This is a genomic window from Methylobacterium frigidaeris (assembly GCF_022179185.1).
Taxonomy (GTDB): domain Bacteria; phylum Pseudomonadota; class Alphaproteobacteria; order Rhizobiales; family Beijerinckiaceae; genus Methylobacterium; species Methylobacterium frigidaeris.
Genome location: NZ_BPQJ01000009.1, coordinates 41,074 through 62,984, shown reverse-complemented (window position 1 = coordinate 62,984; position 21,911 = coordinate 41,074). Strand labels below are relative to the sequence as shown.

Here is a 21,911-nt window from a genome sequence, read left to right as displayed (position 1 = left end):
CCCCATGGCCACCCCCTCGCACACCGTCGGCACCGCCCGGAGCCGGCTCGACGGCCCCGCCAAGGTGACGGGCGCCGCGAAATACGCCGCCGAGTTCACGGCCCCCGACCTCGCCCACGGCGTCGTGGTGTCGAGCGCCATCGCCAAGGGCCGCATCACGGCGATCGATACCAAGGCCGCCGAGGCGGTGCCCGGTGTGATCAAGGTGTTCACCCACGAGAACAAGCCGCGCACCGCCTGGCTCGACTACAATTACCGCGATCAGGTCGCACCGCCCGGCTCGCCGTTCCGGGCGCTCAACGGGCCCGAGATCGTCTATGGCGGACAGCCGGTGGCGCTCGTCGTCGCCGAGACCTTCGAACTCGCCCGCTACGGCGCCACGCTCGTCAAGGTGACCTATTCCGAGGAGGTGCCGAACACCGACCTCGAGAAGAATCGCGATGCGGCCTACGTGCCGCCGAAGAAGCGCTCCGGCATCAAGCCGCCGCCGGACCCGCGCGGCGACGCCGCCGGTGCCTACGACGCGGCGCCGATCCAGCTCCGCCACGAGTACAAGCAGGCGATCGAGCACCACAACCCGATGGAGCCGCACGCCTCGACGGTGGTCTACGAGGGCGAGGGCAAGCTCACCATCCACGATAAGATCCAGGGCGTGAACAACACGCAGGGCTACGTCTGCAGCGTGTTCAGCCTGAAGCCCGACGACGTGCGGGTGATCACTCCTTACGTCGGCGGCGCGTTCGGCTCGGGCTTGAGGCCGCAATACCAGCTCTACCTCGCGGTCTCGGCCGCCCTCGACCTCAAGCGCTCGGTCCGGGTGGTGCTGACCCGCGACCAGATGTTCACCTTCGGCTACCGGCCGGAGACCCTCCAGACCGTGGCCCTCGGCGCCGACAAGGACGGACGCCTCCAAGCTCTGACGCACGATGCGGTGGCCGGCACCTCGACCTTCGAGGATTACCAGGAGGCCGTCGTCAACTGGTCGGGCCTGCTCTATCACTGCCCCAACGTCACGCTCGACTACAAGCTCGCCAAGATCGACACCTACACGCCGTCCGACATGCGGGCGCCGGGTGCGGTGACCGGCATCTTCGCCCTCGAATGCGCGATGGACGAGCTGGCCTACGCCTCCGGCGTCGATCCCCTCGAGCTGCGATTGCGCAACTACGCCGAGCGCGACGAGGGCGAGGGCAAGGACTTCACCTCGAAGGCGCTGCGCGCCGCCTACGAGCAGGGCGCTTCACGGTTCGGCTGGTCGAAGCGCAAGGCGGAGCCGCGCTCGATGCGCGACGGACGCGAGCTCGTCGGCTGGGGCATGGCGACCGGCGTGTGGGAAGCCATGATGATGCAGTCGAGTGCGCGCGCCACGCTCACGCCCGACGGCAAGCTGGAGCTCGCCTGCTCCACCGCCGATCTCGGCACCGGCACCTACACGATCCTCGCCCAGATCGGCGCCGACGCGCTCGGCCTGCCCCTCGATCAGGTCACCACCCGGCTCGGCGACACCGCCTTGCCGGAGGCGCCACTCGCCGGCGGCTCCTGGACCGCGGCCTCCTCGGGCGCGGCCGTGCAGGCGGCCTGCCGCACGGTGGCGGAAACGCTGCTCGGCTATGCCCGTGGCATGGCCGAATCGCCGCTCGCCAATGCGGATTTCGCCCACGTCACTTTCGCGGACGGCGAGATCCGTCTCCAGAACGATCCCTCGCGAAAAGTGTCGATCGCCGAGGCGATGCGGGCCGGCGGCGTCGAGCGGGTCGAGGCGACCGAGAAGGTCAAGCCGAGCATGCTCACCAACATGCGCTTCTCGGCCTACACCCATTCGGCGGTCTTCGCCGAGGTGAAGATCGACGAGGATCTCGGCGTGGTGCGGGTGATGCGGGTGGTCAGCGCCATCGCGGCCGGCAAGATCCTCAACCTCAAGACCGCCCGGAGCCAGATCCTCGGCGGGGTGGTGATGGGGATCGGGGCGGCGCTCGAGGAAGAGTCGATGCTCGACCACACCCTCGGGCGGATCATGAACCACAATCTCGGCGAGTACCACGTGCCGGTGAACGCCGACATTCACGACATCGAGGTGATCTTCGTCGACGAGCACGACGACAAGGTCAGCCCGCTCGGCGTCAAGGGGCTCGGCGAGATCGGCATCGTGGGCGCCGCCGCCGCGGTGGCGAACGCGGTGTTCCACGCCACCGGCAAGCGCGTGCGCGAGCTGCCGATCACCATCGACAAGATCATCGGCTGACCCATCTCGTCACGGAAGGGGAGCAAGGGCGGGGCCTTCGGGTCCCGCCCTTTGCGTGTGCAAGCGGGACCTTTGGTCCGGCCCTTCGCACTTACAAGCGGGAGCGTTGCCCATGGACGTCAACAGCGTCACGGCCGGCGAGGTCGAGATCACCTACGAGGCCTCGGGGCCGGACATGGGCCAGCCGGTGCTGCTGCTGCACGGCTGGCCGGACGATCCGCGCAGTTATGACGGCGTGGTGCCGAAGCTGAACGCGGCCGGCTGGCGCACCATCGTGCCGTACTGGCGCGGCTGCGGGCCGACCAAATTCATCAATCCTGAAGGCCCGAAGACCGGCGAGACGGCGGCGCTCGCCACCGACATCCTCGCCTTCATGGACGGCTTAGGGTTCTCGCGCCTGCCGGTCATCGGCCACGACTGGGGTGCCCGCGTCGCCTACCTGCTCGCCGCGGCACGGCCGCAGCGCGTCGCCTCCATCGCCGCCCTCTCGGTGCCGTGGGCGCCCGGCCGCATCGGCGTGCCGCCGCTGCCGCAGGTGCGGGCCTTCTGGTACCAGTGGTTCATGAACACCGAGCCGGGCACCGCCTTCGTCCGCGAGAACCCCCTCGCCTTCGCCCGCGAGCAGTGGGTGGCCTGGAGCCCGCCCGGTCCCTGGTTCACCGACGACACCTTCGGCAAGACCGCCCCGTCGTTCCAGAACCCGGACTGGGCTGCGGTCACCCTCAACTTCTACCGCTCGCGCTGGGGCGCCGACGCGCCCGATCCCCGCTTTGCCGAGCTGAGACAGGTGGCGGAGGAGGCGAGCAGCATCGCGGTGCCGACCCTGGTGATCCATGGCGCAACCGACACCTGCCTGCTCCCAGCCTCGTTCGCGGGCCAGGCGCAGCATTTCACCGGGCCGTACCGGCAGGTGGAGCTGGAGGGCGTCGGCCATTTCCCGACCCGGGAAGCGCCGGACAAGGTGGCGGAGGCGCTGCTGACGCATCTGGGCGAGGTCGGGCAGCACTGACGGGGCCGATCTTCGTCGGCCGCCTCCGCTTTCCGTCAGGGGAGTCAGCCGTCGCGTGCCCGGGTGCGCATCCGCTCGGCCAGGAAATCAACCAGGACGCGCACCCGCGCCGGCGTCGTCGCGCCGCCGACGAACACCGCGTGGATGCCCTCGCGATCCTGCGGATTGTAGGCTTCGAGGAGAGGGACGAGCTGACCGCTCGCCACCTCCTCGCCGATATGGAAGCTTCCCACCCGGGTGATGCCGACCCCCTGGACCGCGAGCTGCACCAGCGTCTCGCCGCTATTGGCCGTGAGGTTGCCCCGGACCGGGAGCAGGACGTCGCGTCCCGCCTCGCGGAAGGGCCAGCCGGGCTCGATTCGCCGGAAGCTGAAATCGAGGCAGTTGTGCCGCGCGAGATCGGCCGGGACCCGCGGCACGCCGGCCCGGGCGAGGTAGGAAGGCGCCGCAACCACCATCCGACCGGTCTCGCCGAGGCGGCGGGCCGTCAGCGGGCTGTCGGCGAGGGGGCCGAAGCGGACCGCCACGTCGACCCTCCCGCCGAGCACGTCCGCGATCTGATCGCTGAGATCGATCTCCACGGTGATCTCAGGATAGCGCGCGACGAACTCCGCCAGCAGCGGCACGACGACCAAACGACCATGGGCGGTGGCGGCGCTGACGCGGACCTTGCCGCGCGGTGAGGCCTGATCGGCGATGGTGCTCTCGACCTCGTCGAGGTCGGCCAGCACCCGGGACGCCGCCCGGGCATAGGCTTCTCCCTCCGCCGTGAGATGCAGGCTGCGCGTCGTGCGCACGATCAGGCGCACCCCGAGTCGCGCCTCGATCCGCGCCACGATGCGGCTGACGGCGGACGGGGTCAGGCCGAGGGCGCGAGCGGCGCCCGACAGGCTGCCGGCCCGGACCACGGCGGCGAAGGCCGCCATCTCCCCGGCCCGGTCGGTCGCTTCCCGCGGCATTCGTGACTCCGGCGCACAGATCCTGGTCCGAGAGCCTGACTACCGCCCCTGCGGTCCGTCAAGACAATGCCGACCCGGAACAACCGGGAGCCTTCCATGACGATCAACCCACCCCTGCTGGCGCTCGCGATCGGCGCCTTCGGCATCGGGGTCACCGAATTCGCCCCGATGGGCATGCTGCCGACCATCGCCGCCGATCTCGGGGTCTCGATCCCGGCGGCAGGCCTCCTGGTCAGCGCCTACGCCGTGGGCGTCCTCGTCGGCGCGCCGCTGATGACCCTGCTCTTCGCCCGCACGCCCCGCCGCACCCTGCTGATCGGCCTGATGGGCGTCTTCACCCTCGGCAATCTCCTCTCGGGATTGGCCGGCGGCTACGGCACGCTCCTGGCGGCGCGGGTCGTCACCTCGTTCAACCACGGCGCCTTCTTCGGCGTCGGCGCGGTCGTCGCGGCGGGCGTGGTGCCGCCGCAGCGACGCGCCTCGGCGGTCGCCGCGATGTTCTCGGGCCTGACTGTGGCGACGGTCGGCGGCGTGCCGCTCGCGGCCTGGATCGGCGAGACGCTGGGCTGGCGCATCGCGTTCCTGGGCATCGCGGCGATCGGCGGGGCCGCCATGCTGGCGCTGCGGCTTTCGCTGCCGCCCCTTCCGGTGGAGGCCGGCACCGACATGCGTGCCGAGATGCGCACCCTGCGGCACGGCTCCGTCCTCTCGGCCCTGTTGCTGACCGTGCTCGGCGCCAGCGCGATGTTCACCGTCTTCACCTACATCGCGCCGATCCTGCGGGTGGAGACCGGGGCGGGATCCGCCTTCGTCACGGCGATGCTGGTCGTCTACGGACTGGGACTCACCGCCGGCAACTGGCTCGGCGGGCGCCTGGCCGACCGCTCGCTCGACGGCACGCTGCTCGGCTCGCTGGTGAGCCTCATCGTACTCCTGGTCCTGTTCGCGGCGGGCATGCGCTCGGCGATCGCCTGCGTGCCGCTGATCTTCCTGTGGGGTGTCGCGAGCTTCACCATCGTCCCGCCGCTCCAGATGAGGGTGGTGAGCGCGGCGGCTGCGGCCCCGAACCTCGCCTCGGCGATGAATATAGGCGCCTTCAACCTCGGCAACGCGATCGGGGCCGCCCTCGGCGGCGGGGTGATCGATGCGGGTCTCGGCTTCCCGGCAGTGTCGCTGGCGGGCGCCGCCGCGGCCGGAACGGCCCTCGTCCTGCTGCTGGGCCTGCGGCGCGGACAGCGGCGCCAGCTTCTGGCCACGGCGCAGGGCTGATCCTGCGGCAGGTCTGGCCCGGTTCTTGTACGGACTTCGTGCTCACGTCGAAGTAGGCGCGCCTGATGGATCTCACGACCCTTCTCGCCTTCGCGGCCGCCTTCCTGGTCTTCGCCGCGAGCCCCGGGCCCGACAACATGACCATCGTCGCCCGCACCCTGTCGCACGGGCCGGCCGCGGGCCTCGCCTACGGGTTCGGCATGGTGGCCGGCATCCTGGCCGTCCTGGTCCTCGCTGCCGGCGGGCTCGCGGTCGTGGCGCAGGAGATGGGAATGGTGATGACGATCCTGCGCTACCTCGGCGCCGCCTACCTGGTCTGGGCCGGAATCCGCCTCTGGACCGCGGCGCCCGTGCTGCCGGCGGAGCGCATGGCCGGGACACGGCCCGGCTTGGCGGCGAGCGTCCTCACCGGCCTCGCCCTCAACCTCGGCAACCCGAAGATGCCGCTGTTCTACCTCGCCCTGCTGCCGAACGTGGTCGGCGCCACCCTCGCTCCGGCGCAGGTCGGGATCCTCGCCGGCATCATCCTGGGGGTCGAGGCTCTGGTGATCGGCGGCCACGTCGTCCTGGCCGGCCGGCTGCGCCGCGCCTTGCGCACCCGTCGGGCCGTCCGGCGGGCGAACCGCGTTGCCGGCGGAGTGATGGTCGGGGCCGGCGTCGCGGTGGTCGCGGCGCGCTGAGCCGTCCGGCCGAAGACCTTCGAGTGGGGGCATTCCGTCGCGGCGCTCCGTCTGCCAAGACGCGGAATCCGCTTCGCTGCGAGTGCCCGAATCCATGTCCCGTGCCGAACGCCTGCTCGACCTCATCCAGGTCCTGCGCCGCCACCGTGCCCCGGTCAGCGGCCGGCAGCTGGCGCAGGAGACCGGCGTCAGCCTGCGCACCCTCTATCGCGACATCGCCAGCCTCCAGGCGCAAGGAGCGCCGGTCGAGGGCGAGCCGGGCCTCGGCTACGTCCTGCGCCCAGGCTTCACCCTGCCGCCGCTGATGTTTCGCGAGGAGGAGATCGAGGCGCTGGTCCTCGGCATGCGCTGGGTGGCGGGGCGCGCCGACACGCCCCTCGCGGCGGCCGCGAGCGACGCCCTGGCGAAGATCGCCGCAATCCTGCCGTCCGACCTGCGCGAGCGGCTCGACGCCTCCGCCCTGATGGTCGGTCCCGCGGATACGGCGCCGGACGGCATCGACCTATCGGCCCTGCGCGGCGCCATCCGGGCGCAGCACAAGGTGGCGATCCGCTACCGCGACGCCGGCGGAGCGGGGTCGGAGCGGGTGATCTGGCCCTTCGCCCTCGGCTTCTTCGAGCGGGTGCGGGTCGCCGTCGCCTGGTGCGAGGCGCGGGACGATTTCCGCCATTTCCGCACCGACCGAATGGAGGCCCTGACTCTCACCGGTGAGCGCTATCCCCGCAGCCGCCACGCCCTGCTGCGGGACTGGCGCGCCGTTCAGGGCATCGCGCCCGCCCCCTGATCGCTGCTGCCGGAATCTGTCAGCGGGACCACCTATGCCCGGGGCGTCGCACCAGACGGAACCCCGACGATGCTCCAGCCGACCTACACCCTTCTCTACGTCGACGACCCCGAGGCGAGCGGCCGCTTCTACGCCGCACTGCTCGGCCTCACCCCGGTCGAGGCAGGCCCGACCTTCGTGCTGTTCGCCTTCGAGGGCGGGCTGAAGCTCGGCCTGTGGTCCCGCCACACCGTCGTGCCGGCCGCCACAGTAGCCGGCGGCGGGACCGAGATCGCCGTCACGGTGGCGGACGACGCCGCCCTCGAGACCACGCATGCGGAATGGGCCTCCCGCGGCCTGCCGATCCTCCAGGCGCCGACCGACATGGATTTCGGCCGCACCTTCGTGGCCCTCGATCCCAACGGGCACCGGCTGCGCGTCTTCCGGCCTCACTGACGCGCTGTCCTTTTTCGTCCGCTTCCGGTCCGGACGCGGCCTTTCGGGATCCGGGGCGGCGCCTATCCTGGCGCCGTCCCACCCGCTAAGGATCAAGCCCATGCCGGACACCGCCCTCCTCGTCATCGACGTCCAGGATTCCTTTCGCCACCGCCCCTACTGGGACGAGGCCGACCTGGCGCCCTTCCTCGACCGGAGCCAGGCCCTGATCGACGGCGCGGTGGCGCGAAACGTCCCCGTGCTGCAGGTCTTCCACGTCGAGGACCAGGGGCCGTTCTCCCTCGCCTCCGGCCATGTCCGCACCCTGGAACCCCTGCGGCTGACGCCGGACGCGGTGTTCCACAAGCGGCGCCACAGCGCGCTCGTCGGCAGCGGGCTCGAGGTCTGGCTGAACCAGAACGGCATCCGCCGGCTGATCGTCAGCGGCATCCGCACCGAGCAGTGCTGCGAGACCACGACCCGCCACGCCTCGGATCTCGGCTACTCCGTCGATTACGTCGCCGAGGCGACCCTGACCTTCGCCATGACGGATGCCGCCGGGCGGCGCTGGAGCGCCGCCGAGATCCGGGCTCGCACCGAGCTGGTCCTCGCCGGGCGCTTCGCCCGCATCGCCACGGTCGAGGAGGCGCTGGCCGGGCCGGCCATCCGCCGCGCCGCGTGAGCGCGCCGACCGAGATCCCGGTCGTGGTGGTGTGCCCACCGCGCACCCTGCTCCTCGACGCGGCCGGACCCGTCGAGGTGCTGCGCAAGGCCAACCTGCTTCAGGACCGGGTGCGGTTCCGCGTCAGTCATGTCGGGCCGTGCCCCCAGGTCACGAGCTCGACCGGGCTCGCCCTCGCGGGCCTCGGCCCCCTGCCCGATCCTCTGCCGGAGCGGGCGACCGTGGTGCTCGCCGGCACGGCGGAGCTGGTTCTGGACGATCCCTCGCCCCCCGGCGAGCACGAGCGGGCCGCCGAGGCCGCGATCGTCGCCTGGCTGCGGGCGACCGTGCGACCAGGCCACCGCCTGGTCTCGATCTGCTCCGGCGCCCTGCTGGCGGCCCGGGCCGGGCTCCTCGACGGGCATGCCTGCACCACGCACCACGCAGCCTGCGCCGAACTCGCGGCGCTCGCCCCCGCGGCGCGGGTGTTGGAGGACCGCCTGTTCGTCGAGGACCGCGAGCGGCTGACCAGCGCCGGCATCACCGCCGGCATCGACCTGATGCTGCATCTGGTGGCGCGCCTCGTCGATCCGGCCTGCGCGGCGGCAGTGGCGCGCTACCTCGTGGTCTATCTGCGCCGGGCCGGCAACGACCCGCAGCTCTCGCCCTGGCTCGACGGGCGCAACCACCTCCACCCGGCGATCCACCGGGTCCAGGACGCGGTGAGTGCCGATCCGGCCCGGGCCTGGAGCCTGGAGGCGCTCGCCGACATCGCCGCCACCAGCCCGCGCCACCTTTCGCGGCTGTTCAACCGCCATGCCGGGATGAGCCTGCCGACTTACGTCAACTCCTTGAGGGTGGCTTTGGCCCGCGACCTCCTCGCCCAGACCCGCCTCGACATGGAGCGGGTGGCCGAGCGGGCGGGCTTCGCCTCGCCGCGCCAGCTCCGCCGGGCCTGGGGACGCTTGCACGACCGCCCGCCCAGCGCGCTCAGGGAGGGCTGAAGCTGGAGGGCTGAAGCTGAAATGTGCCCTTGCCGCCTGGGAATTCCCGCCACTCGGCCCGGAAGCCGAGGGCCTTCAGCAGCAGCATCGTGCCGTACCTCTGGCAGCCGACGCGCAGGACGCGGTCGGCCCGGGCCGGGCTCCCTGTCGCGATAGCCGCGAGGGCCGCGGCCGTCCCGGTGCCGAAGGAGCGTCTGGTGAGCCTCATGTCGTACGCTCTTCCAGGGGTGAGGGGTCGAGGCCGCCGACATCCGACCCGAACACCGTGCGCGGCGGACCTTCCGGTACGGCGAGCACCGTGCCGAGGACGGACGAAGTCCCGTTCGCCGGGAGGCCGACCACGTCGAGGGAGTGGGTCGGGACGGGCTCAGCCGATCTGGCCGTCGAGGTCGAACTGCTTGGCGGCCGCCAGCCGCTGCGACCGCTGCCGGTCGTCGTCGGCCGCCCCGTCTCCCCGCCGAGCGTCGCTCCGGTCGTCGGCCGCGCTTCGCCGAGCGGCATCGCCGAGGCTGACCCCGCCGGCGCTCCTGCCCGCCGCCGTGTCGACGCGTTCTAGAGCCGGGCGAGACGGCTGGCACGGCCACAGGCTCATCGCAGTCATTCCTCTTACTCGAATAGGGACGGCACCGGCCCGCGTTTTGGCGGAATGATAAGATGGCCGAAAGGCGCAAGTCGATAGATTTGTATTGCTATATATCGCGGAAGTCGGAGGATGATCTTTTCGTGGCGCCGTCACTCCAGGCATCCGCATTTTCCGGGATGGCGGCACCCGCCGCAGGATCGGGGGCAGCGGAGCGCAACGGCGGGGCCTCGGCGCTGCAGAGCCCCGTCGCCAGGGTGGAGGGGGGAACGAAGCGGCATCCGCCCCCCCGATCGCCCCGGCCTCGTCGTCGACCTCGTCACGAGTCGCCTAGAGGAGCGCCCGGGCGGTCGCGATGGCCCGGCACCGCACCGAGGAGCTGTTGCGTGCAGGGATGGAGCGGGCGGCCGGCGACGCGCCCGCGGCCCGGTCTCGACCAGGCCCCCGAGCATCACGGCGACCCGGTCGGCGACGTGATCGACCACCGCGAGGTCGTGGCTGATGAGCGACGAGCCGGCCGAACGATGATGGCGATCGCCCGCCGGTCGATGGCGTGCGCGATGTCGCCATTCGGCCCGCTCATGATGGTCTGGTCGCAGGCTCGAGCCCGGCTGGGCCCACCATCTCGCCTCATTCAAACCCCAACACGACGCAGTCTCCGGAGCCGTGCCGCCTCCTGATCCGGATGAAGCCCGCCGTGAGACCACCCCCATGGCTGACCCAATGGCATTTCGTGCTGTTCGGCACGGAATAGGAGGCGAATGTGCCGGTCGTCTCCGTGATCGCTCGATTGCGGGATGTCGCAAAAGCGGCAAAAATCCTCTCCGCCGATGCCGAACCAGACTGACCCCGATGAAGCTCGACAGGATCGACCTGAAAATTCTCTCCGAATTGCAGAAGAATGGCCGTATTACCAATGTCGAGCTCGCCGAGCGCGTGAACCTGTCGCCGAGCCCCTGCCTGATGCGCGTGAAGAAGCTTCAGAGCGAAGGCTATATCGCGAATTATTCCGCGCAGATTAATCTCTCGAAATTGGGCCAGGCCCTGACCGTCTTCACGGAAGTGACGCTCAAGAATCACCGCCAGGCCGACTTCGCCCGCTTCCTGGCAGCGATCGAGAAGATCGACTCGGTCATGGAGTGTCACCTGATTTCCGGCGGCTACGATTATCTTCTCAAGTTCGTCACGGTGGACGTCATCGAGTACCAGACGACGATGGAGCGATTGTTGGACCTCGACATCGGCATCGAGCAATATTTCAGCTTCGTCGTCTTGAAGTCGCCGATCGTCAGGTCGTACTTGCCGCTCGACACGATGTTCCGGCTTTAGTGCCTCTCATGAGACGCCCGATCATCGTCGTCGCTCGCTCCGGCGAGGTCGGCGCGGCGGGAGGGTCGTGAGGAGCCCTGAGACGATCGACAGGTTTCCCCCGCTGTCCGAAGACCGCGCCGGCTCGGGTCCCCGGCGCGACTAGGGCGCGGGCCCACGCTATCGCTGCGCGAAGGCCCGCGTGAGCTCGGGATCCTGCGCCAGGCCGTCGAGCCAGCCGGTGCGCAGCTGCGGCACCGACGAGAACAGGAGCCGCGAATAGGGCTGGGTCGGCTCTCCGCCATTCACGTCGGGGCGCAGCTGCTCGACCTTCTCGCCCTTGTACATCACCACCACCTCGTCGCAGACCGCCCGCACGGTCTCGATGTCGTGGCTGATGAACAGGTAGGACAGCGACAGCTCGCGCTGCAGCTCCTTCAGGAGGTCGATGATCGCGGCGGCCACCACCGTGTCGAGCGCGGAGGTGATCTCGTCGCACAGGATCAGCTTGGCATCCGCCGCGAGGGCGCGGGCGAGGTTGATGCGCTGCTTCTGCCCCCCCGAGAGCTCGCCGGGGCGGCGATGGCGCAGGGGCCGGGGCAGCCGCACCATGTCGAGCAACTGGTCGATCCGCGCCTCGCGCGTCCGTCCGCCCATGCCGTGGTAGAAGGCGAGCGGCCTCCCCAAGATCTCGCCGATCGACTGGTGGGGATTGAGCGCGGTGTCGGCGGACTGGAAGACGATCTGCAGGTCGCGCAGGTCCTCGCGGCGGCGCCGGCGGAAATCCGCCGCGAGGGGCCGGCCGTCGAGCAGGATCTCGCCCTTCGCCGCCGGCAGGATCCCGGCGATCACCCGCGCGAGGGTGGACTTGCCGCAGCCCGATTCGCCGACGATGCCGAGGTTGCGCCCGCGGGCCAGCGAGAGGCTGACGTCCTTGAGGATGCGCAAGGCCGGGAGTCCCTGCGCGTCGGTCTTGCCGTAGCCGGCCACGACGTCGCGCACCACGAGGAGCGGGGCGTCGTCCCGATCGACGCGGGGCGGGCGCGGTGCGGCGCTCGGCCGGAAGGCCGCCAGCAGCTCGCGGGTATAGGGGTTCTGCGGGCGTTCCAGGATGTCCGCGGTGCGCCCCTCCTCCCGGACCTCGCCGTGGCGCAGCACGATGATCCGGTCGGCGATCTGCGCCACGACGGCAAGGTCGTGCGAGACGTAGACGCCCGCGATGCCGCCTTTTCGCATCACCGACTTGAAGGCGCGCAGCACCTCGACCTGGGTGGTGACGTCGAGGGCGGTGGTCGGCTCGTCGAAGATCACGAGCTTGGGGTCGCCGATCAGCGCCATGGCGGCCGACAGGCGCTGCAATTGGCCGCCGGAGACCTGGTGGGGATAGCGCTCGCCGATCGTCTCGGGGTTGGGGAGCGCCAACGCGCGAAAAAGCTCGACCGCCTTGACCCGCGCCTCGGGGATCGGCATCGAGCCGTGGATGCGCACGACCTCGACCACCTGGTCCATGATCGTGTGGGCAGGGTTGAAGGCGGCGGCCGCGCTCTGGGGCACGTAGGAGACGAGCGAGCCGCGCATCGCCGCCCGCCGGCTCTCGGGCAGGGCCCCCATCTCGACGCCGTCGAGCGTGACGGTGCCGCCGGTGACGCGGCAGCCCGGGCGGGTATAGCCCATCAGGTCGAGGGCGATCGTGGTCTTGCCCGAGCCGCTCTCGCCGATCAGGGCGACGATCTCGCCCTCGTCGATGTCGAACGAGACGCCGCGGATGATCTCGACGACGCGTCCGGCATCGGTGCGCGCCTCGATCCTCAGGTCGCGGACTTCGACGAGGCGGCTCATGCGTCTTCGCTCCGGTCACGGATCTTCTGGGGCAGGTTGTCGATGAGCAGGTTCACGCTGATCGTCAGGCTGGCGATGGCGATCAGCGGGAAGATCACGGCCGGGGCGGCCAGGGACAGGCCGCCGATATTCTCCTTCACCAGTGCGCCCCAATCGGCGTTCGGCGGCTGCACGCCGAGCCCGAGGAAGGACAGGCTGGAGAGCAGCAGCACGATGAAGACGAAGCGCAGGCCGAGATCCGCCAGGACCGGGCCGACGATGCCCGGCAGGATCTCGGCGCGGATGATGTGGCCGAGCCGCTCGCCGCGCACCCGCGCCACGGTGACGTAGTCCATGGCGTTGACGTTGACGGCCAGCGCCCGGGCGAAGCGGTAGGAGCCGGGGATGTAGATCACCGCGAGGGTCAGGGTCAGGACCGAGATCGACGACCCGACCGCCGCCACCAGCACGAGGGCCAGGATCTTGCTCGGGATCGAGGTCAGCGCGTCGAGGAAGCGGCTGAGCGCGCTGTCGAAGACGCCGCCGATCACCGCCGCGGTCATGCCGAGGGTGACGCCGGAGACGCAGGCGATCGTGACCGCCGCCAGCGAGATGCCCACCGTGTACCGGGCCCCGAACAGGATACGCGAGAGGACGTCACGTCCGAGATAGTCGGTCCCCATCGGGTATTGGGCCGAGACCGACTGGAAGAAGTCGAAATCGACGATCTCGCCGACGGGATGGGGCGCGATCAGGGGCGCGAAGATCGCCACGAGGGCCCAGGCGAGGATCACCACGAAGCAGATCGCGCCGACCGGGCTGATCCGGTAGCCGATGCGCCAGCGGCGCGCCGGTCGCGTGCTGGACAGGGAGACGCTCATGAATGGCGCAGCCTCGGGTTGGAGACGATGGTGACGATGTCGGCGATCGTGATCAGCACCAGGTACGCGAGGCAGAAGATCATCGCGCAGCTCTGGATCAGCGGCAGGTCGCGGGTCGACACCGCATCGAGCATCAGCTTGGCGATGCCCGGGTAGTTGAAGATCGTCTCGACGATGATGACGCCGCCGAGGAGGTAGGACAGGGACAGGGCCACCGCGTTGGCGATCGGTCCGAGCGCGTTCGGCAGGGCGTGGTGCAGCACCATGCGGCGGCGCGAGGCCCCCTTCAGCAACGCCATCTCGACGTAGGGGGCGCTCAGGGTCTCGATCACGGCGGCCCGGCTCATGCGGATCATCTGCGCCGAGATGACGAAGCTCAGCGTGACCACCGGCATGGCATAGGCCTTGATCAGGCCCGCGAAGGTCGTGACGTCGCCGGTCATCGACAGGGCCGGCAGCCAGCCGAGATAGACCGCGAAGACGATCACCGAGAGGGTGGCGACCATGAATTCGGGCACCGAGATCACCGCGATGGTGAAGACCGCGATGGTCCGGTCGACGAGCGTGCCGCGCAGGATCGCGGCGGTGATGCCGAGCGTCAGGGCGACCGGCACCGAGATCACCGCCGTCACGCCCGCGAGCTTCAGCGAGTTCCCGAGGCGGCTGCCGATCAGGTCGGCGACCGGGATGTTGTTGACGTAGGAGACGCCGAGATCGCCCGTCGCGAGGTCCTTCAGCCAGAGCAGGAAGCGCAGGGCGGCCGGCTGGTCGAGATGCATCGCGGCCCGCAGGCCCTTCACCGCCGCCGGCGTCGCCGCCTGGCCGAGCAGGATCTGTACCACGTCCCCCGGGAGGAGGGCGGTCGCGAAGAAGATGACGACGGCGACGATCAGCAGCGTCACCAGGGCGACCACCACGCGTCCCGCGACCATGCGGAGGATGAGAGAGTTCATGGACGATCCATGCGCGCTACGGCGGGAACGAGGGCGGCCCGGGGGGCGCATCGGCATCATCCCCGGGGCCGCTGGCGGACGTCGCTCAGGCTCCGAACCAGGCGTATTCCGGCAGGGCGAAGCCCATCATGCCGCCGAGCGGGTTGGCGACCAGCCCCTTCAGCTTGGGCGAGACGCCGTCGAGGTTCGACTGGAACACCGGGATGATGGTGCCGGCCTCGTTGGCGACCATGGCCTGCATCTCGCCGTAGATCTGCTTGCGCTTGGCCTGGTCGAGGAGGCCGCGGGCCTCCAGCAGCATCGCGTCGAACTTCTCCGACTTGTACCGGCTCTCGTTCCACGGCGCGGTCGACTGGTAGAACAGCGAGAACAGGATGTCCGGTGTCGGGCGGGCGTTGATGTTGCCGAAGCCGACCGCGTCCTTGAGCCAGTGGTTCGACCAGTAGCCGTCCGAGGGGACGCGGTCGATCACGATGTTCAGGCCGATCTTGCCGGCCGCCTGCTGGAGCACGGCGGCGTAGTCGGCCGAGCTGCTGGCGGCGTCCGAGGCGACGACGCGGACCTCCTGGCCGAGGATGCCGGCCTTCTGGAACAGGGACTTGGCCCGCTCCGGATCGAACTCGCGCTGCTTGAGCTCGGCATTGAAGTAGGGGTTCCAGGACGGGATCGGCTGGTCGTTGGCGATCTCGGCGAGGCCGCGCAGGACCGCCTTCTGGATCACCTGACGATTGACGAGGTACTTGAAGCCCTCGACGACCCCGGCCTTGTCGCCCGGCGCTAGGTCGAGGCGCAGGTTGAGGTCGGTATAGGTGCCGAGCTTGCTGATGAAGGGGGCGATCGCCGGGTTGCCCTCGATGATGCGCAGCGAGCGCGGGTTGAGGTTGGCGCCGACATGGATGTCGCCCGACAGCACCGCGTTGAGGCGCGCCGACTCGTCCCCGATCGCGAAATACTCGAAACTGTCGAAGTAGGGACCTTTCGCCTTCCAGTAGTTGGTGTTGCGGGCGACGATCGATCGGACGCCCGGATTGAACTCCTTCAGGACGAAGGCCCCGGTGCCGTTGCCCTTGGAGAAGTTGGTAGTGCCGTCGGCCACGATCATGAAGTGGTGCAGCGCCAGGATCGTCGGCAGGTCGGCGTTGGCGGCGGCGAGCGTGATCGTGGCCGTCAGGTCGTCGGCGGCCGTCACGTCGGCGAACTGCTTGGCGAGGGTGGCGACCTTCGAGCCCACGGCCGGGTCGAGGTGGCGCTTCAGCGAGAAGACGACGTCCTTGGCCGTCAGGCTCTTCCCGTCGTGGAATGTGACGCCCTTGCGCAAGCGGACGGTCCAGGTCTTGGCGTCGGTGCTCTCGACGCTGTCGGCCAGCTCCATCGTGACCTTGCCGGCGCCGTCGATGAAGGTCAGCCGGTTGTAGAGGCTGCAGCAGCGGGTGTAGTCGGTGGCGTTGGAGGCCTTGGCCGGATCGAGCGTGTCGGCGGTCGAAGCCGAGAAGCCGGCGACCTTGAGGTGGCCGCCCTTGACCGGCTCGGCGGCGAGGGCCGCGCCGGCGCGGCCGAGGATCGCGGTGCCGGCCGAGAGGGCGACGCCGCCCGCCAGCATCATCCGCAGTAATTCCCGCCGGTCCGCGCCGTGCCGGATGGCGTTCTCCACCATCGCGTCGTCGCCGGGAGTCCAGTTGGCAACCGTGTCGCTCATTGCAATTCTCCTGGTGCGACGGTGATCCGTCGTCGGCGCGGGGTTTGGGGGAAGCGGGTCGACGCGGGCCGCATCCCGCGACGACGGTCGTGACGAGGGCGCAGGCGGACCGGTCGTGGGCCCGTGACACGGGCGACGTCCGATCTCGCGGGCCATGGCGCTCAAGGTACCGTGCCGCTCCGCGCCCGGAGGGCCGTCCGACGCCGCCGACGGTCCGGGCGGCGGCGGGTGACGATTCCGCGGATGGGGCAAAACCCGTACCATCCGATCCTGTCCGGCGCCTCGTCCCCGCCACCCTCTGGAGGATCGATGCCCGGCCCGGTTCTCAATGGGAGGAGTGTGGCGGATCGGCATCGCGATTTGCACCGAAACGACGGAGGGGGACGGCACAAAATTGCGAATATGCGGTCCCGGCAAAATTTGTGCGGGGAATTACCGCCCCGCGCCTCGACGGCAGCCCGCATGTCCGGTTCCGCCAACGCTCGCGCGGGACGGGTCTTCGTGCAGTCGAGGGGGAGGTCGCGTCCGCATCCAGGCAGACGAGAGACGGTCCACGGCCAAGCATAGACGAACGCGGGCGTCGGATCGGAGACAATCGGCCCGGGCCGGCCACGTGCCTCTACGGCATTAGGCCATCAAGACTGCGAGACGACGAGGGGCGCGGGAGCCTCTGCGACCTCTCGCCGGTCGCACCGATTCAATTCCGATCTGGCACCGCTTCCGGCTGGACGCGACGTCAAAACGGCTCCCTCCTCTCCTGAACCGACGCTCAAACACCGTTGACGCCGCCGCCGCCGCCCTCTAAACGACTGTCACCGCGGCGCTGCCAAGCAGTGCTTCGGGCCCAGGTGGCGGAATTGGTAGACGCGCTGGTTTCAGGTACCAGTGGTGCAAGCCGTGGAGGTTCGAGTCCTCTCCTGGGCACCAACACCCCTCGATGGTGTTGATGCCGGTCCCGAGCAGGGTACGAGCCGATCGAGCCGCAAGGCCAGCCTCAATGTTCGAAGCGTCGGCTCGATCGCGCAAAGCGCTCGACCGTGTGCGGAACGTCGAACCGGTCCGGGCCGACCCGCGTTGGGCTGCGCCAACCGGAGGAGACGCCAATGCCCGGCAGCCGCGACGACCTGCTCACCGCCCGCCCGCACCTGACCCGCAGCGACGAGGACGAGGCCGCCGCCAGGGTCGGGGTCACGCCGGCCGACCACGACGCCGCGCGCAAGCCCGACGCCCTCGATCCCGGTACCACCACGACCGGCGACGCGCCGCGACCCCGGCCCGCCCCGGCGGGCGAGGGCGAGGTCTGATCCGGATCCCGGCTGCGTGACCGCGCGAGGGACCCGCTCGCGCCGTCGCCCGGACGGACGACGCCCATGTTAGATCTCGGCTCGTCCGACGCGGAGAGCACCGCCCGTGAGCCGTTATCGTCTTCACTACTTCCCGGAATCCGGCAACAGCTACAAGCTGGCGCTGATGCTGACCCTGTGCGGCGAGATGTTCGATCCGGTCTGGACCGATTTCGGCGCGCGGGTGACCTGGACGCCCGAATGGCGGCGAACGGTCAATCCCATGGGCGAGATCCCGGTGCTGGAGGATGACGGCGAGAGCCTGACGCAGACCGGCCCGATCCTGCTGCGCTTGGGCGGCCGCTACGGCCGCCTTTGCGGTGATGGCGAGGCCGAGCGGTTCGAGGTGCTGCGCTGGCTGTTCTGGGACAATCAGAAACTGTCCGCCCACATGGCCACCTACCGCTTCATGCGCACTTTCAGCCGTGGAGCCGATCCGGCGGTGCTGACCTACTTGCGGACACGGGTCGACGACTTCCTCGGTATCCTCGCGGGGCAGGTCGAGCACCGCGCCTTCGTCATCGGCGATCGCGCGAGCGTGGCCGACCTGTCCCTCTGCGCCTACCTCTCCTACCCGGCCGACGAGACCGGCTACGACCTGGCGACGAGTCATCCCGCGATCCATGCCTGGCTGGGACGGATCGCGGCCCTGCCCGGCTGGCGGTCCCCCTACGACCTCCTGCCCGGCCGGCGGCTGCCCCGCTTCGACCGGCCGCGAGACGAAGGCGGTGGCCGGTAGCGCCGGAAGGGATCGTGTCCTCGCCTCAGCCGGGCGACGGGCCACCGGCACCGCGGGCCTCGGGCGCCGGGGCCGGAGCCCCGTCCGGGCTCTGCTTCGGCCGCTCCGGCGCAGCGCTCTCGGGATAGCGGGCTCGGTAGGCGCGCAGGAAATCGGTCAGCGTCTCGGCGCTGGTCGCTTGGCGCACGAGGCTGCGGAAGGCCGCGGTGCCGGAGGCGTTCGGCGCGGCGACGAGGCCGAAGGTGCGGGCGTCCGGGCTCTCGGCCATCTTCGGGGTGAATTTCGTGCGCAGTCGGTCGAGGCTCAACGGATCCTCGGCCAGGGCGTAGCCGATCACCGCCCGCATCACGTCGCCGCGCTCGGCATCGGTCAGGGGTCCGGGATCGCGCCAGCGGGTACCGAGCAGCGCCTCGTGCGCCTCCCCGGCCTCGCGCCAGCGCCGCGCGCTCCACAGGATGTCGCCGCGCAGATGCGCCGCCTCCGGGCTCGTGTTGCCGTCGAGCAGTTCGAGGGCGAGGTCGGTGCGCGAGAGGTCGGAGAGGGCCCGAGCCTCGAGCAGCAGGCGCGCGTCGCGAATCTGCGCCGGCAGTTCCGGCAGGCGGGTATTCTGCAACACCTTGAGGGCCTTCAGCGGCTCGCCCTCCATCAGCCGGACGGTCGCCAGCCGCGCCGCCACGCTCGCTCGCGCCGCGCCGGTGAGGCGGTTGTCGACCTGGTGCTGCAGCAGGTCGCCGGCGGCGTCGAGGAGGTCGAGGGCGACGAGGCGGTCTGCGAGACGGCGCACGATCTCGTCGCCCTGGCGGCCGACCGGCGTGAACTCCTTGAAGTCGTAGAACAGCGCCAGGGCCTCGATCTTGCCCAGGCTGGCGCCACGGTCCGACAGGAACAGGGCCGAGAACACAGCCACCGTGTCGTCGTGCAAGCCACGGGTGGCCGGGTGGTCGGGGAAGAGCCGGTTGGCCTTGCGGGCGGTCACGAAGGCGTCGCGCCAGCGGCCGGTCCCGGCATAGAGCCGGCCGAGCCGGGCCAGGCCCTCCGCCTCCGCCTCGCCGTGCCAGGTCAGGGTCAGGCGCTCGAGACGGTCGATCGCCGCCTCCGGCGTCATCGTGCCGGTGGCCCGCCCGAGATCGACCGAACGCAGGGTCGCCTCGGCGGCGACCGCGGGCGCGCCGGTCTCGGCGAGCTGCTGATAAGTACGGCGGGCCTCGCCGTCCTGGCCGATCGCCTCCGCGAAGCGCGCCTTGAGGAAGGCCAGCCGGTCGCGGGCGAACGGGGCATCGGCGAGGGGCGCGACGGCGGTGAGCGCACGCTGGGCGAAGGCCGGGTCCTTGGCGTCGAGGGCGGCCTCCACCGCCGCGAGGTAGAGCACGATCTGCAGGTCGTCCGGATAAGCCTCGATCACCGGCAGGCCGGCCTTGAAGGCCGCAATCGCCGCGGCGCTGCGCCGGCCGCGCCCATCGACGACCCCGCGCCACAGCCGCAGCTCGGGGTCCAGCGCCTGCTTGCCATCGGGGGTGAGGAAACCGGCCGCCCGCGCGTCCTGGCCCATGCGCAGGGCGGCGATGGCCGAGAGGAGCCGGACCGGCCGCGAGGCCGCCATCGACGGGTCCTCCCGGACCGTCAGGGCCAGCACCCCGGCGGCCTCGGCAGCGAAGTCGTTGGCGAGGAGCACCCGGACGAGGTCGAGGCGCGCAGCGGAGCGGGCCGGCCGCTCGGCCGCGGCGGCCGCGGCTTGCGCCGTGCGGATGCGCGCGCGCACGTCGCCGCGCTGGTCCTCGCGCCAGCGCTCAGGCTGCACCAGCAGGGCAGCGGCGGATTGGGCCCCGGCCTCCGGCGCCTCGACCACCGTGGCCGAGACCGACAAACCGCCAGGGCGGGTGACCGTCACCTCGTTGAGGCCGGGGCGCACCGCGAGGTCGTCCGCCGCCGCCAGCACGGCCACGCCCTGGCGGCTCGGCAGCAGCTCGAACTCGACGAAGCGGCCGCGCTTCGGCAGCCCGGCGATGCGCGGGCCGCGGGCCGTCACCACGGCGATGCGCTCGCCGTCGCGCTCCAGCCACACTGCGCCGCCGGGACGGGCCAGCGGCACCGCCACCGCGGGCTTGCCGGTGGGGTCGGCGCTGCGCTGCGCCGCCAGGACATCGCCCCCCGGCAGGCTGCCGTCGCCGAGCACCAGGTCCCAGCCCTGCCCCTCCCCCGCCGCGAGCTGGGCGAGCACGCCCGAATCGAGGCGCAGGCGCAGAACCGTGAACGCGCCCTCCGCCCGCGGCCCCTCGGCGACGCTCGCCGGCGCCCCCGCCGGCAAGGCCGGCAAGGTAACGGGGGCGGTGCTCTCGAAGACCAGGGTGGCGATCCCGCCGCGCTCGAACAGGGCCGCCGGCGGTCGGGCCGCGAACGGGAAGGCGATCCGCAGGCCCTGCCCGGCTCGGACGATCCGGGCCTGGACCGGGCCCGTGGGCGCGGGCGGCTCCGCCGGGGCGGGCGCGGGCGCCTCGGCCTGCGGGCGCGCCTCGCTCTGGGGGCGAGGTTCGGTCTGGGGGGGAGGCTCGGCCCGGGCAGCGGCGGCCGGGGGTGGATCGAGCATCCCGGCCGCCGGCCTCCTGTCGTCCGGCTTCTGGTCGTCCAGCTTCTTGGCCGCCGGCTTGACGAGGTCGAGGACGTAGGAATCGTCCTCGCGGTAGCCCTCCGCGGCGTAGCCCTCGGCGAGCGTCAGGGTCAGGCGGGCCGCGTCCGTGCCGGCCTCGGCGGCGAGCGCCGTCGCGGCCGGCCGCAGGGCGGCGCGGGCCTCCGTGGCCTCCAGCGTGTAGGTGCCGGGAATGCGCAGGCGTATCTCGGAGCCGGCGCGCTCCAGGCCCACCTCCGCCTCCTGCGGCAGGCGGACCGAGAGCCGGGTCAGGGTCGGCAGATGCGCCACTTCGAGGCGCAGCGGCGTCGTGCGCCGGGCCCCCCGGGCGGCCTCGCGGCGCAGGCGCTCGCTGAGCTCCTCGGCCCGGCGGTTGAGGTCGGCCAGCACCTCCGGCGGCAGGCCCGGCGGCATACCGGTCCAGCCCTCGGGCATCAGGTCGATGAAGACCCGCTCGCCCGCCTCCAGCACGTTGACCTTGTAGGAGGCCTGGAGCGCGACCCGCAGGCCGGAACCGTCCGGATCGCGGCGGACCTGCGCCACGTAGGCCGGCATCTCGGCGGCCAGGCGCTCGCGCTGGCCGGTCACCGGCTCGCGGAAGCCCACCACCAGCACGCCGCCGGTGACCTTCGCGGTCACCTTCACGCCGTGGTCGAAGGTGAGCGCGATGCGCCCGAAATTCTTCTGCTCGCTGCCCTGAATCGCCACGAGCTGCGCCGCGTCGGCCGCGCCCGCCCCGGCGGCCAGCGCCGCCAGCGCGATCAGCGCCGCAGCGCGGCGGCTCCTGCCCGTCGAACTCATCGCGATCCGCCCGATAACCCCGAGCCGGCACCATGCCGCCACAGGGCTAATGACGGCTTAATTCCGGGTGCCAGGTTTCCCTGTGCCCAGTTCCCGGCATCCAGGAGGCCGGCGCACGAGCGCCGGCACGCGTCCTGGCTTGCCTCT

At 71.0% G+C, this 21,911-nt stretch carries 19 protein-coding genes and 1 tRNA gene; 12 read left to right on the top strand and 8 right to left on the bottom strand.

Translation table 11 applies throughout. The annotated features are described in order from the left end of the window. Nucleotides 1-4: 4 nt before the first annotated feature. Both MFF64_RS11725 and MFF64_RS11720 read left to right on the top strand, forming a co-directional pair. On the top strand, nt 5-2,242 hold the full coding sequence (locus MFF64_RS11725) for a xanthine dehydrogenase family protein molybdopterin-binding subunit (protein ID WP_099898645.1): 2,238 nt from the start codon (nt 5-7) through the stop codon (nt 2,240-2,242). Nucleotides 2,243-2,354: 112 nt separating this feature from the next. Then, complete coding sequence (locus MFF64_RS11720) at nt 2,355-3,251, top strand: alpha/beta fold hydrolase (RefSeq protein ID WP_238190874.1); 897 nt, start codon at nt 2,355-2,357, stop codon at nt 3,249-3,251. Between the two features lie 44 nt (nt 3,252-3,295). On the opposite strand, the gene MFF64_RS11715 is transcribed toward MFF64_RS11720, so the two are convergent. Beyond that, nucleotides 3,296-4,210, bottom strand: coding sequence for a LysR family transcriptional regulator (locus MFF64_RS11715; protein WP_099898641.1), 915 nt, complete (start codon nt 4,208-4,210; stop codon nt 3,296-3,298). 96 nt (nt 4,211-4,306) lie between these two features. Between MFF64_RS11715 and MFF64_RS11710 the strand changes: the two genes are divergently transcribed. From MFF64_RS11710 to MFF64_RS11685, 6 genes are all read left to right on the top strand, one after another. Then, entirely contained in the window at nt 4,307-5,479 is a 1,173-nt protein-coding gene (locus tag MFF64_RS11710) for an MFS transporter (RefSeq protein ID WP_238190872.1), read from the top strand. 65 nt (nt 5,480-5,544) lie between these two features. Then, nucleotides 5,545-6,159, top strand: coding sequence for a LysE family translocator (locus MFF64_RS11705; RefSeq protein ID WP_099903198.1), 615 nt, complete (start codon nt 5,545-5,547; stop codon nt 6,157-6,159). 94 nt (nt 6,160-6,253) lie between these two features. Then, a complete protein-coding gene (locus MFF64_RS11700; protein WP_099903196.1) occupies nt 6,254-6,943 on the top strand; it encodes a helix-turn-helix transcriptional regulator in 690 nt (229 codons plus the stop codon). A gap of 69 nt (nt 6,944-7,012) precedes the next feature. Beyond that, nucleotides 7,013-7,378 carry a VOC family protein gene (locus tag MFF64_RS11695; RefSeq protein ID WP_099903194.1) on the top strand — a complete coding sequence of 122 codons (366 nt, stop codon included), beginning with the start codon at nt 7,013-7,015 and terminating at the stop codon, nt 7,376-7,378. 100 nt (nt 7,379-7,478) lie between these two features. Then, nucleotides 7,479-8,039 (top strand): isochorismatase family protein, encoded by a 561-nt coding sequence (locus MFF64_RS11690; protein WP_238190870.1) that lies wholly within the window; start codon nt 7,479-7,481, stop codon nt 8,037-8,039. Continuing rightward, entirely contained in the window at nt 8,036-9,022 is a 987-nt protein-coding gene (locus MFF64_RS11685; RefSeq protein WP_238190868.1) for a GlxA family transcriptional regulator, read from the top strand. Before MFF64_RS11690 ends, MFF64_RS11685 begins: the two co-directional genes overlap by 4 nt. On the opposite strand, the gene MFF64_RS11680 is transcribed toward MFF64_RS11685, so the two are convergent. Beyond that, nucleotides 9,009-9,230: a hypothetical protein gene (locus MFF64_RS11680; protein WP_238190866.1), complete on the bottom strand. Its 222-nt coding sequence runs from the start codon at nt 9,228-9,230 to the stop codon at nt 9,009-9,011. The genes MFF64_RS11685 and MFF64_RS11680 overlap by 14 nt on opposite strands. 159 nt (nt 9,231-9,389) lie before the next feature. Further along, the gene (locus tag MFF64_RS11675; protein WP_238190864.1) at nt 9,390-9,614 is read right to left on the bottom strand and encodes a hypothetical protein; all 225 of its coding nucleotides are present in this window, start codon (nt 9,612-9,614) and stop codon (nt 9,390-9,392) included. Nucleotides 9,615-10,454: 840 nt separating this feature from the next. On the opposite strand from MFF64_RS11675, the gene MFF64_RS11670 reads away from it, so the two are divergent. After that, complete coding sequence (locus MFF64_RS11670; RefSeq protein WP_093564527.1) at nt 10,455-10,931, top strand: Lrp/AsnC family transcriptional regulator; 477 nt, start codon at nt 10,455-10,457, stop codon at nt 10,929-10,931. A gap of 159 nt (nt 10,932-11,090) precedes the next feature. On the opposite strand, the gene MFF64_RS11665 is transcribed toward MFF64_RS11670, so the two are convergent. From MFF64_RS11665 to MFF64_RS11650, 4 genes are all read right to left on the bottom strand, one after another. Further along, nucleotides 11,091-12,749, bottom strand: a complete 1,659-nt coding sequence (locus MFF64_RS11665; RefSeq protein ID WP_238190854.1) for an ABC transporter ATP-binding protein — start codon at nt 12,747-12,749, stop codon at nt 11,091-11,093. Further along, nucleotides 12,746-13,609 (bottom strand): ABC transporter permease, encoded by an 864-nt coding sequence (locus MFF64_RS11660; RefSeq protein ID WP_099900246.1) that lies wholly within the window; start codon nt 13,607-13,609, stop codon nt 12,746-12,748. Before MFF64_RS11660 ends, MFF64_RS11665 begins: the two co-directional genes overlap by 4 nt. After that, the gene (locus MFF64_RS11655) at nt 13,606-14,562 is read right to left on the bottom strand and encodes an ABC transporter permease (protein WP_238190852.1); all 957 of its coding nucleotides are present in this window, start codon (nt 14,560-14,562) and stop codon (nt 13,606-13,608) included. Before MFF64_RS11655 ends, MFF64_RS11660 begins: the two co-directional genes overlap by 4 nt. A gap of 85 nt (nt 14,563-14,647) precedes the next feature. Then, nucleotides 14,648-16,258: an ABC transporter substrate-binding protein gene (locus MFF64_RS11650; RefSeq protein WP_099901550.1), complete on the bottom strand. Its 1,611-nt coding sequence runs from the start codon at nt 16,256-16,258 to the stop codon at nt 14,648-14,650. 842 nt (nt 16,259-17,100) lie between these two features. Here MFF64_RS11650 and MFF64_RS11645 point away from each other — a divergent pair. The 3 genes from MFF64_RS11645 (at nt 17,101) to MFF64_RS11635 (ending at nt 18,340) form a co-directional block, all read left to right on the top strand. Beyond that, nucleotides 17,101-17,185 (top strand) — tRNA-Leu (locus tag MFF64_RS11645). A 176-nt stretch (nt 17,186-17,361) separates the two neighbouring features. Continuing rightward, the gene (locus MFF64_RS11640) at nt 17,362-17,562 is read left to right on the top strand and encodes a hypothetical protein (protein ID WP_099898812.1); all 201 of its coding nucleotides are present in this window, start codon (nt 17,362-17,364) and stop codon (nt 17,560-17,562) included. 106 nt (nt 17,563-17,668) lie between these two features. Further along, on the top strand, nt 17,669-18,340 hold the full coding sequence (locus MFF64_RS11635) for a glutathione S-transferase family protein (RefSeq protein WP_099898814.1): 672 nt from the start codon (nt 17,669-17,671) through the stop codon (nt 18,338-18,340). A gap of 25 nt (nt 18,341-18,365) precedes the next feature. Here MFF64_RS11635 and MFF64_RS11630 read toward each other — a convergent pair whose 3' ends face one another. Beyond that, a complete protein-coding gene (locus tag MFF64_RS11630) occupies nt 18,366-21,764 on the bottom strand; it encodes a hypothetical protein (protein WP_238190850.1) in 3,399 nt (1,132 codons plus the stop codon). Nucleotides 21,765-21,911: the final 147 nt, after the last annotated feature.

Excerpts from the sequence above, each read along its gene's own strand:
- MFF64_RS11680 (WP_238190866.1), bottom strand. The coding sequence starts at position 9,230 with ATGAGGCTCACCAGACGCTCCTTCGGCACCGGGACGGCCGCGGCCCTC.
- MFF64_RS11655 (WP_238190852.1), bottom strand. The coding sequence starts at position 14,562 with ATGAACTCTCTCATCCTCCGCATGGTCGCGGGACGCGTGGTGGTCGCC.
- MFF64_RS11705 (WP_099903198.1), top strand. The coding sequence starts at position 5,545 with ATGGATCTCACGACCCTTCTCGCCTTCGCGGCCGCCTTCCTGGTCTTC.
- MFF64_RS11665 (WP_238190854.1), bottom strand. The coding sequence starts at position 12,749 with ATGAGCCGCCTCGTCGAAGTCCGCGACCTGAGGATCGAGGCGCGCACC.
- MFF64_RS11640 (WP_099898812.1), top strand. The coding sequence starts at position 17,362 with ATGCCCGGCAGCCGCGACGACCTGCTCACCGCCCGCCCGCACCTGACC.
- MFF64_RS11725 (WP_099898645.1), top strand. The coding sequence starts at position 5 with ATGGCCACCCCCTCGCACACCGTCGGCACCGCCCGGAGCCGGCTCGAC.
- MFF64_RS11670 (WP_093564527.1), top strand. The coding sequence starts at position 10,455 with ATGAAGCTCGACAGGATCGACCTGAAAATTCTCTCCGAATTGCAGAAG.
- MFF64_RS11660 (WP_099900246.1), bottom strand. The coding sequence starts at position 13,609 with ATGAGCGTCTCCCTGTCCAGCACGCGACCGGCGCGCCGCTGGCGCATC.
- MFF64_RS11675 (WP_238190864.1), bottom strand. The coding sequence starts at position 9,614 with ATGAGCCTGTGGCCGTGCCAGCCGTCTCGCCCGGCTCTAGAACGCGTC.
- MFF64_RS11720 (WP_238190874.1), top strand. The coding sequence starts at position 2,355 with ATGGACGTCAACAGCGTCACGGCCGGCGAGGTCGAGATCACCTACGAG.
- MFF64_RS11690 (WP_238190870.1), top strand. The coding sequence starts at position 7,479 with ATGCCGGACACCGCCCTCCTCGTCATCGACGTCCAGGATTCCTTTCGC.
- MFF64_RS11650 (WP_099901550.1), bottom strand. The coding sequence starts at position 16,258 with ATGAGCGACACGGTTGCCAACTGGACTCCCGGCGACGACGCGATGGTG.
- MFF64_RS11695 (WP_099903194.1), top strand. The coding sequence starts at position 7,013 with ATGCTCCAGCCGACCTACACCCTTCTCTACGTCGACGACCCCGAGGCG.
- MFF64_RS11715 (WP_099898641.1), bottom strand. The coding sequence starts at position 4,210 with ATGCCGCGGGAAGCGACCGACCGGGCCGGGGAGATGGCGGCCTTCGCC.
- MFF64_RS11700 (WP_099903196.1), top strand. The coding sequence starts at position 6,254 with ATGTCCCGTGCCGAACGCCTGCTCGACCTCATCCAGGTCCTGCGCCGC.
- MFF64_RS11630 (WP_238190850.1), bottom strand. The coding sequence starts at position 21,764 with ATGAGTTCGACGGGCAGGAGCCGCCGCGCTGCGGCGCTGATCGCGCTG.
- MFF64_RS11710 (WP_238190872.1), top strand. The coding sequence starts at position 4,307 with ATGACGATCAACCCACCCCTGCTGGCGCTCGCGATCGGCGCCTTCGGC.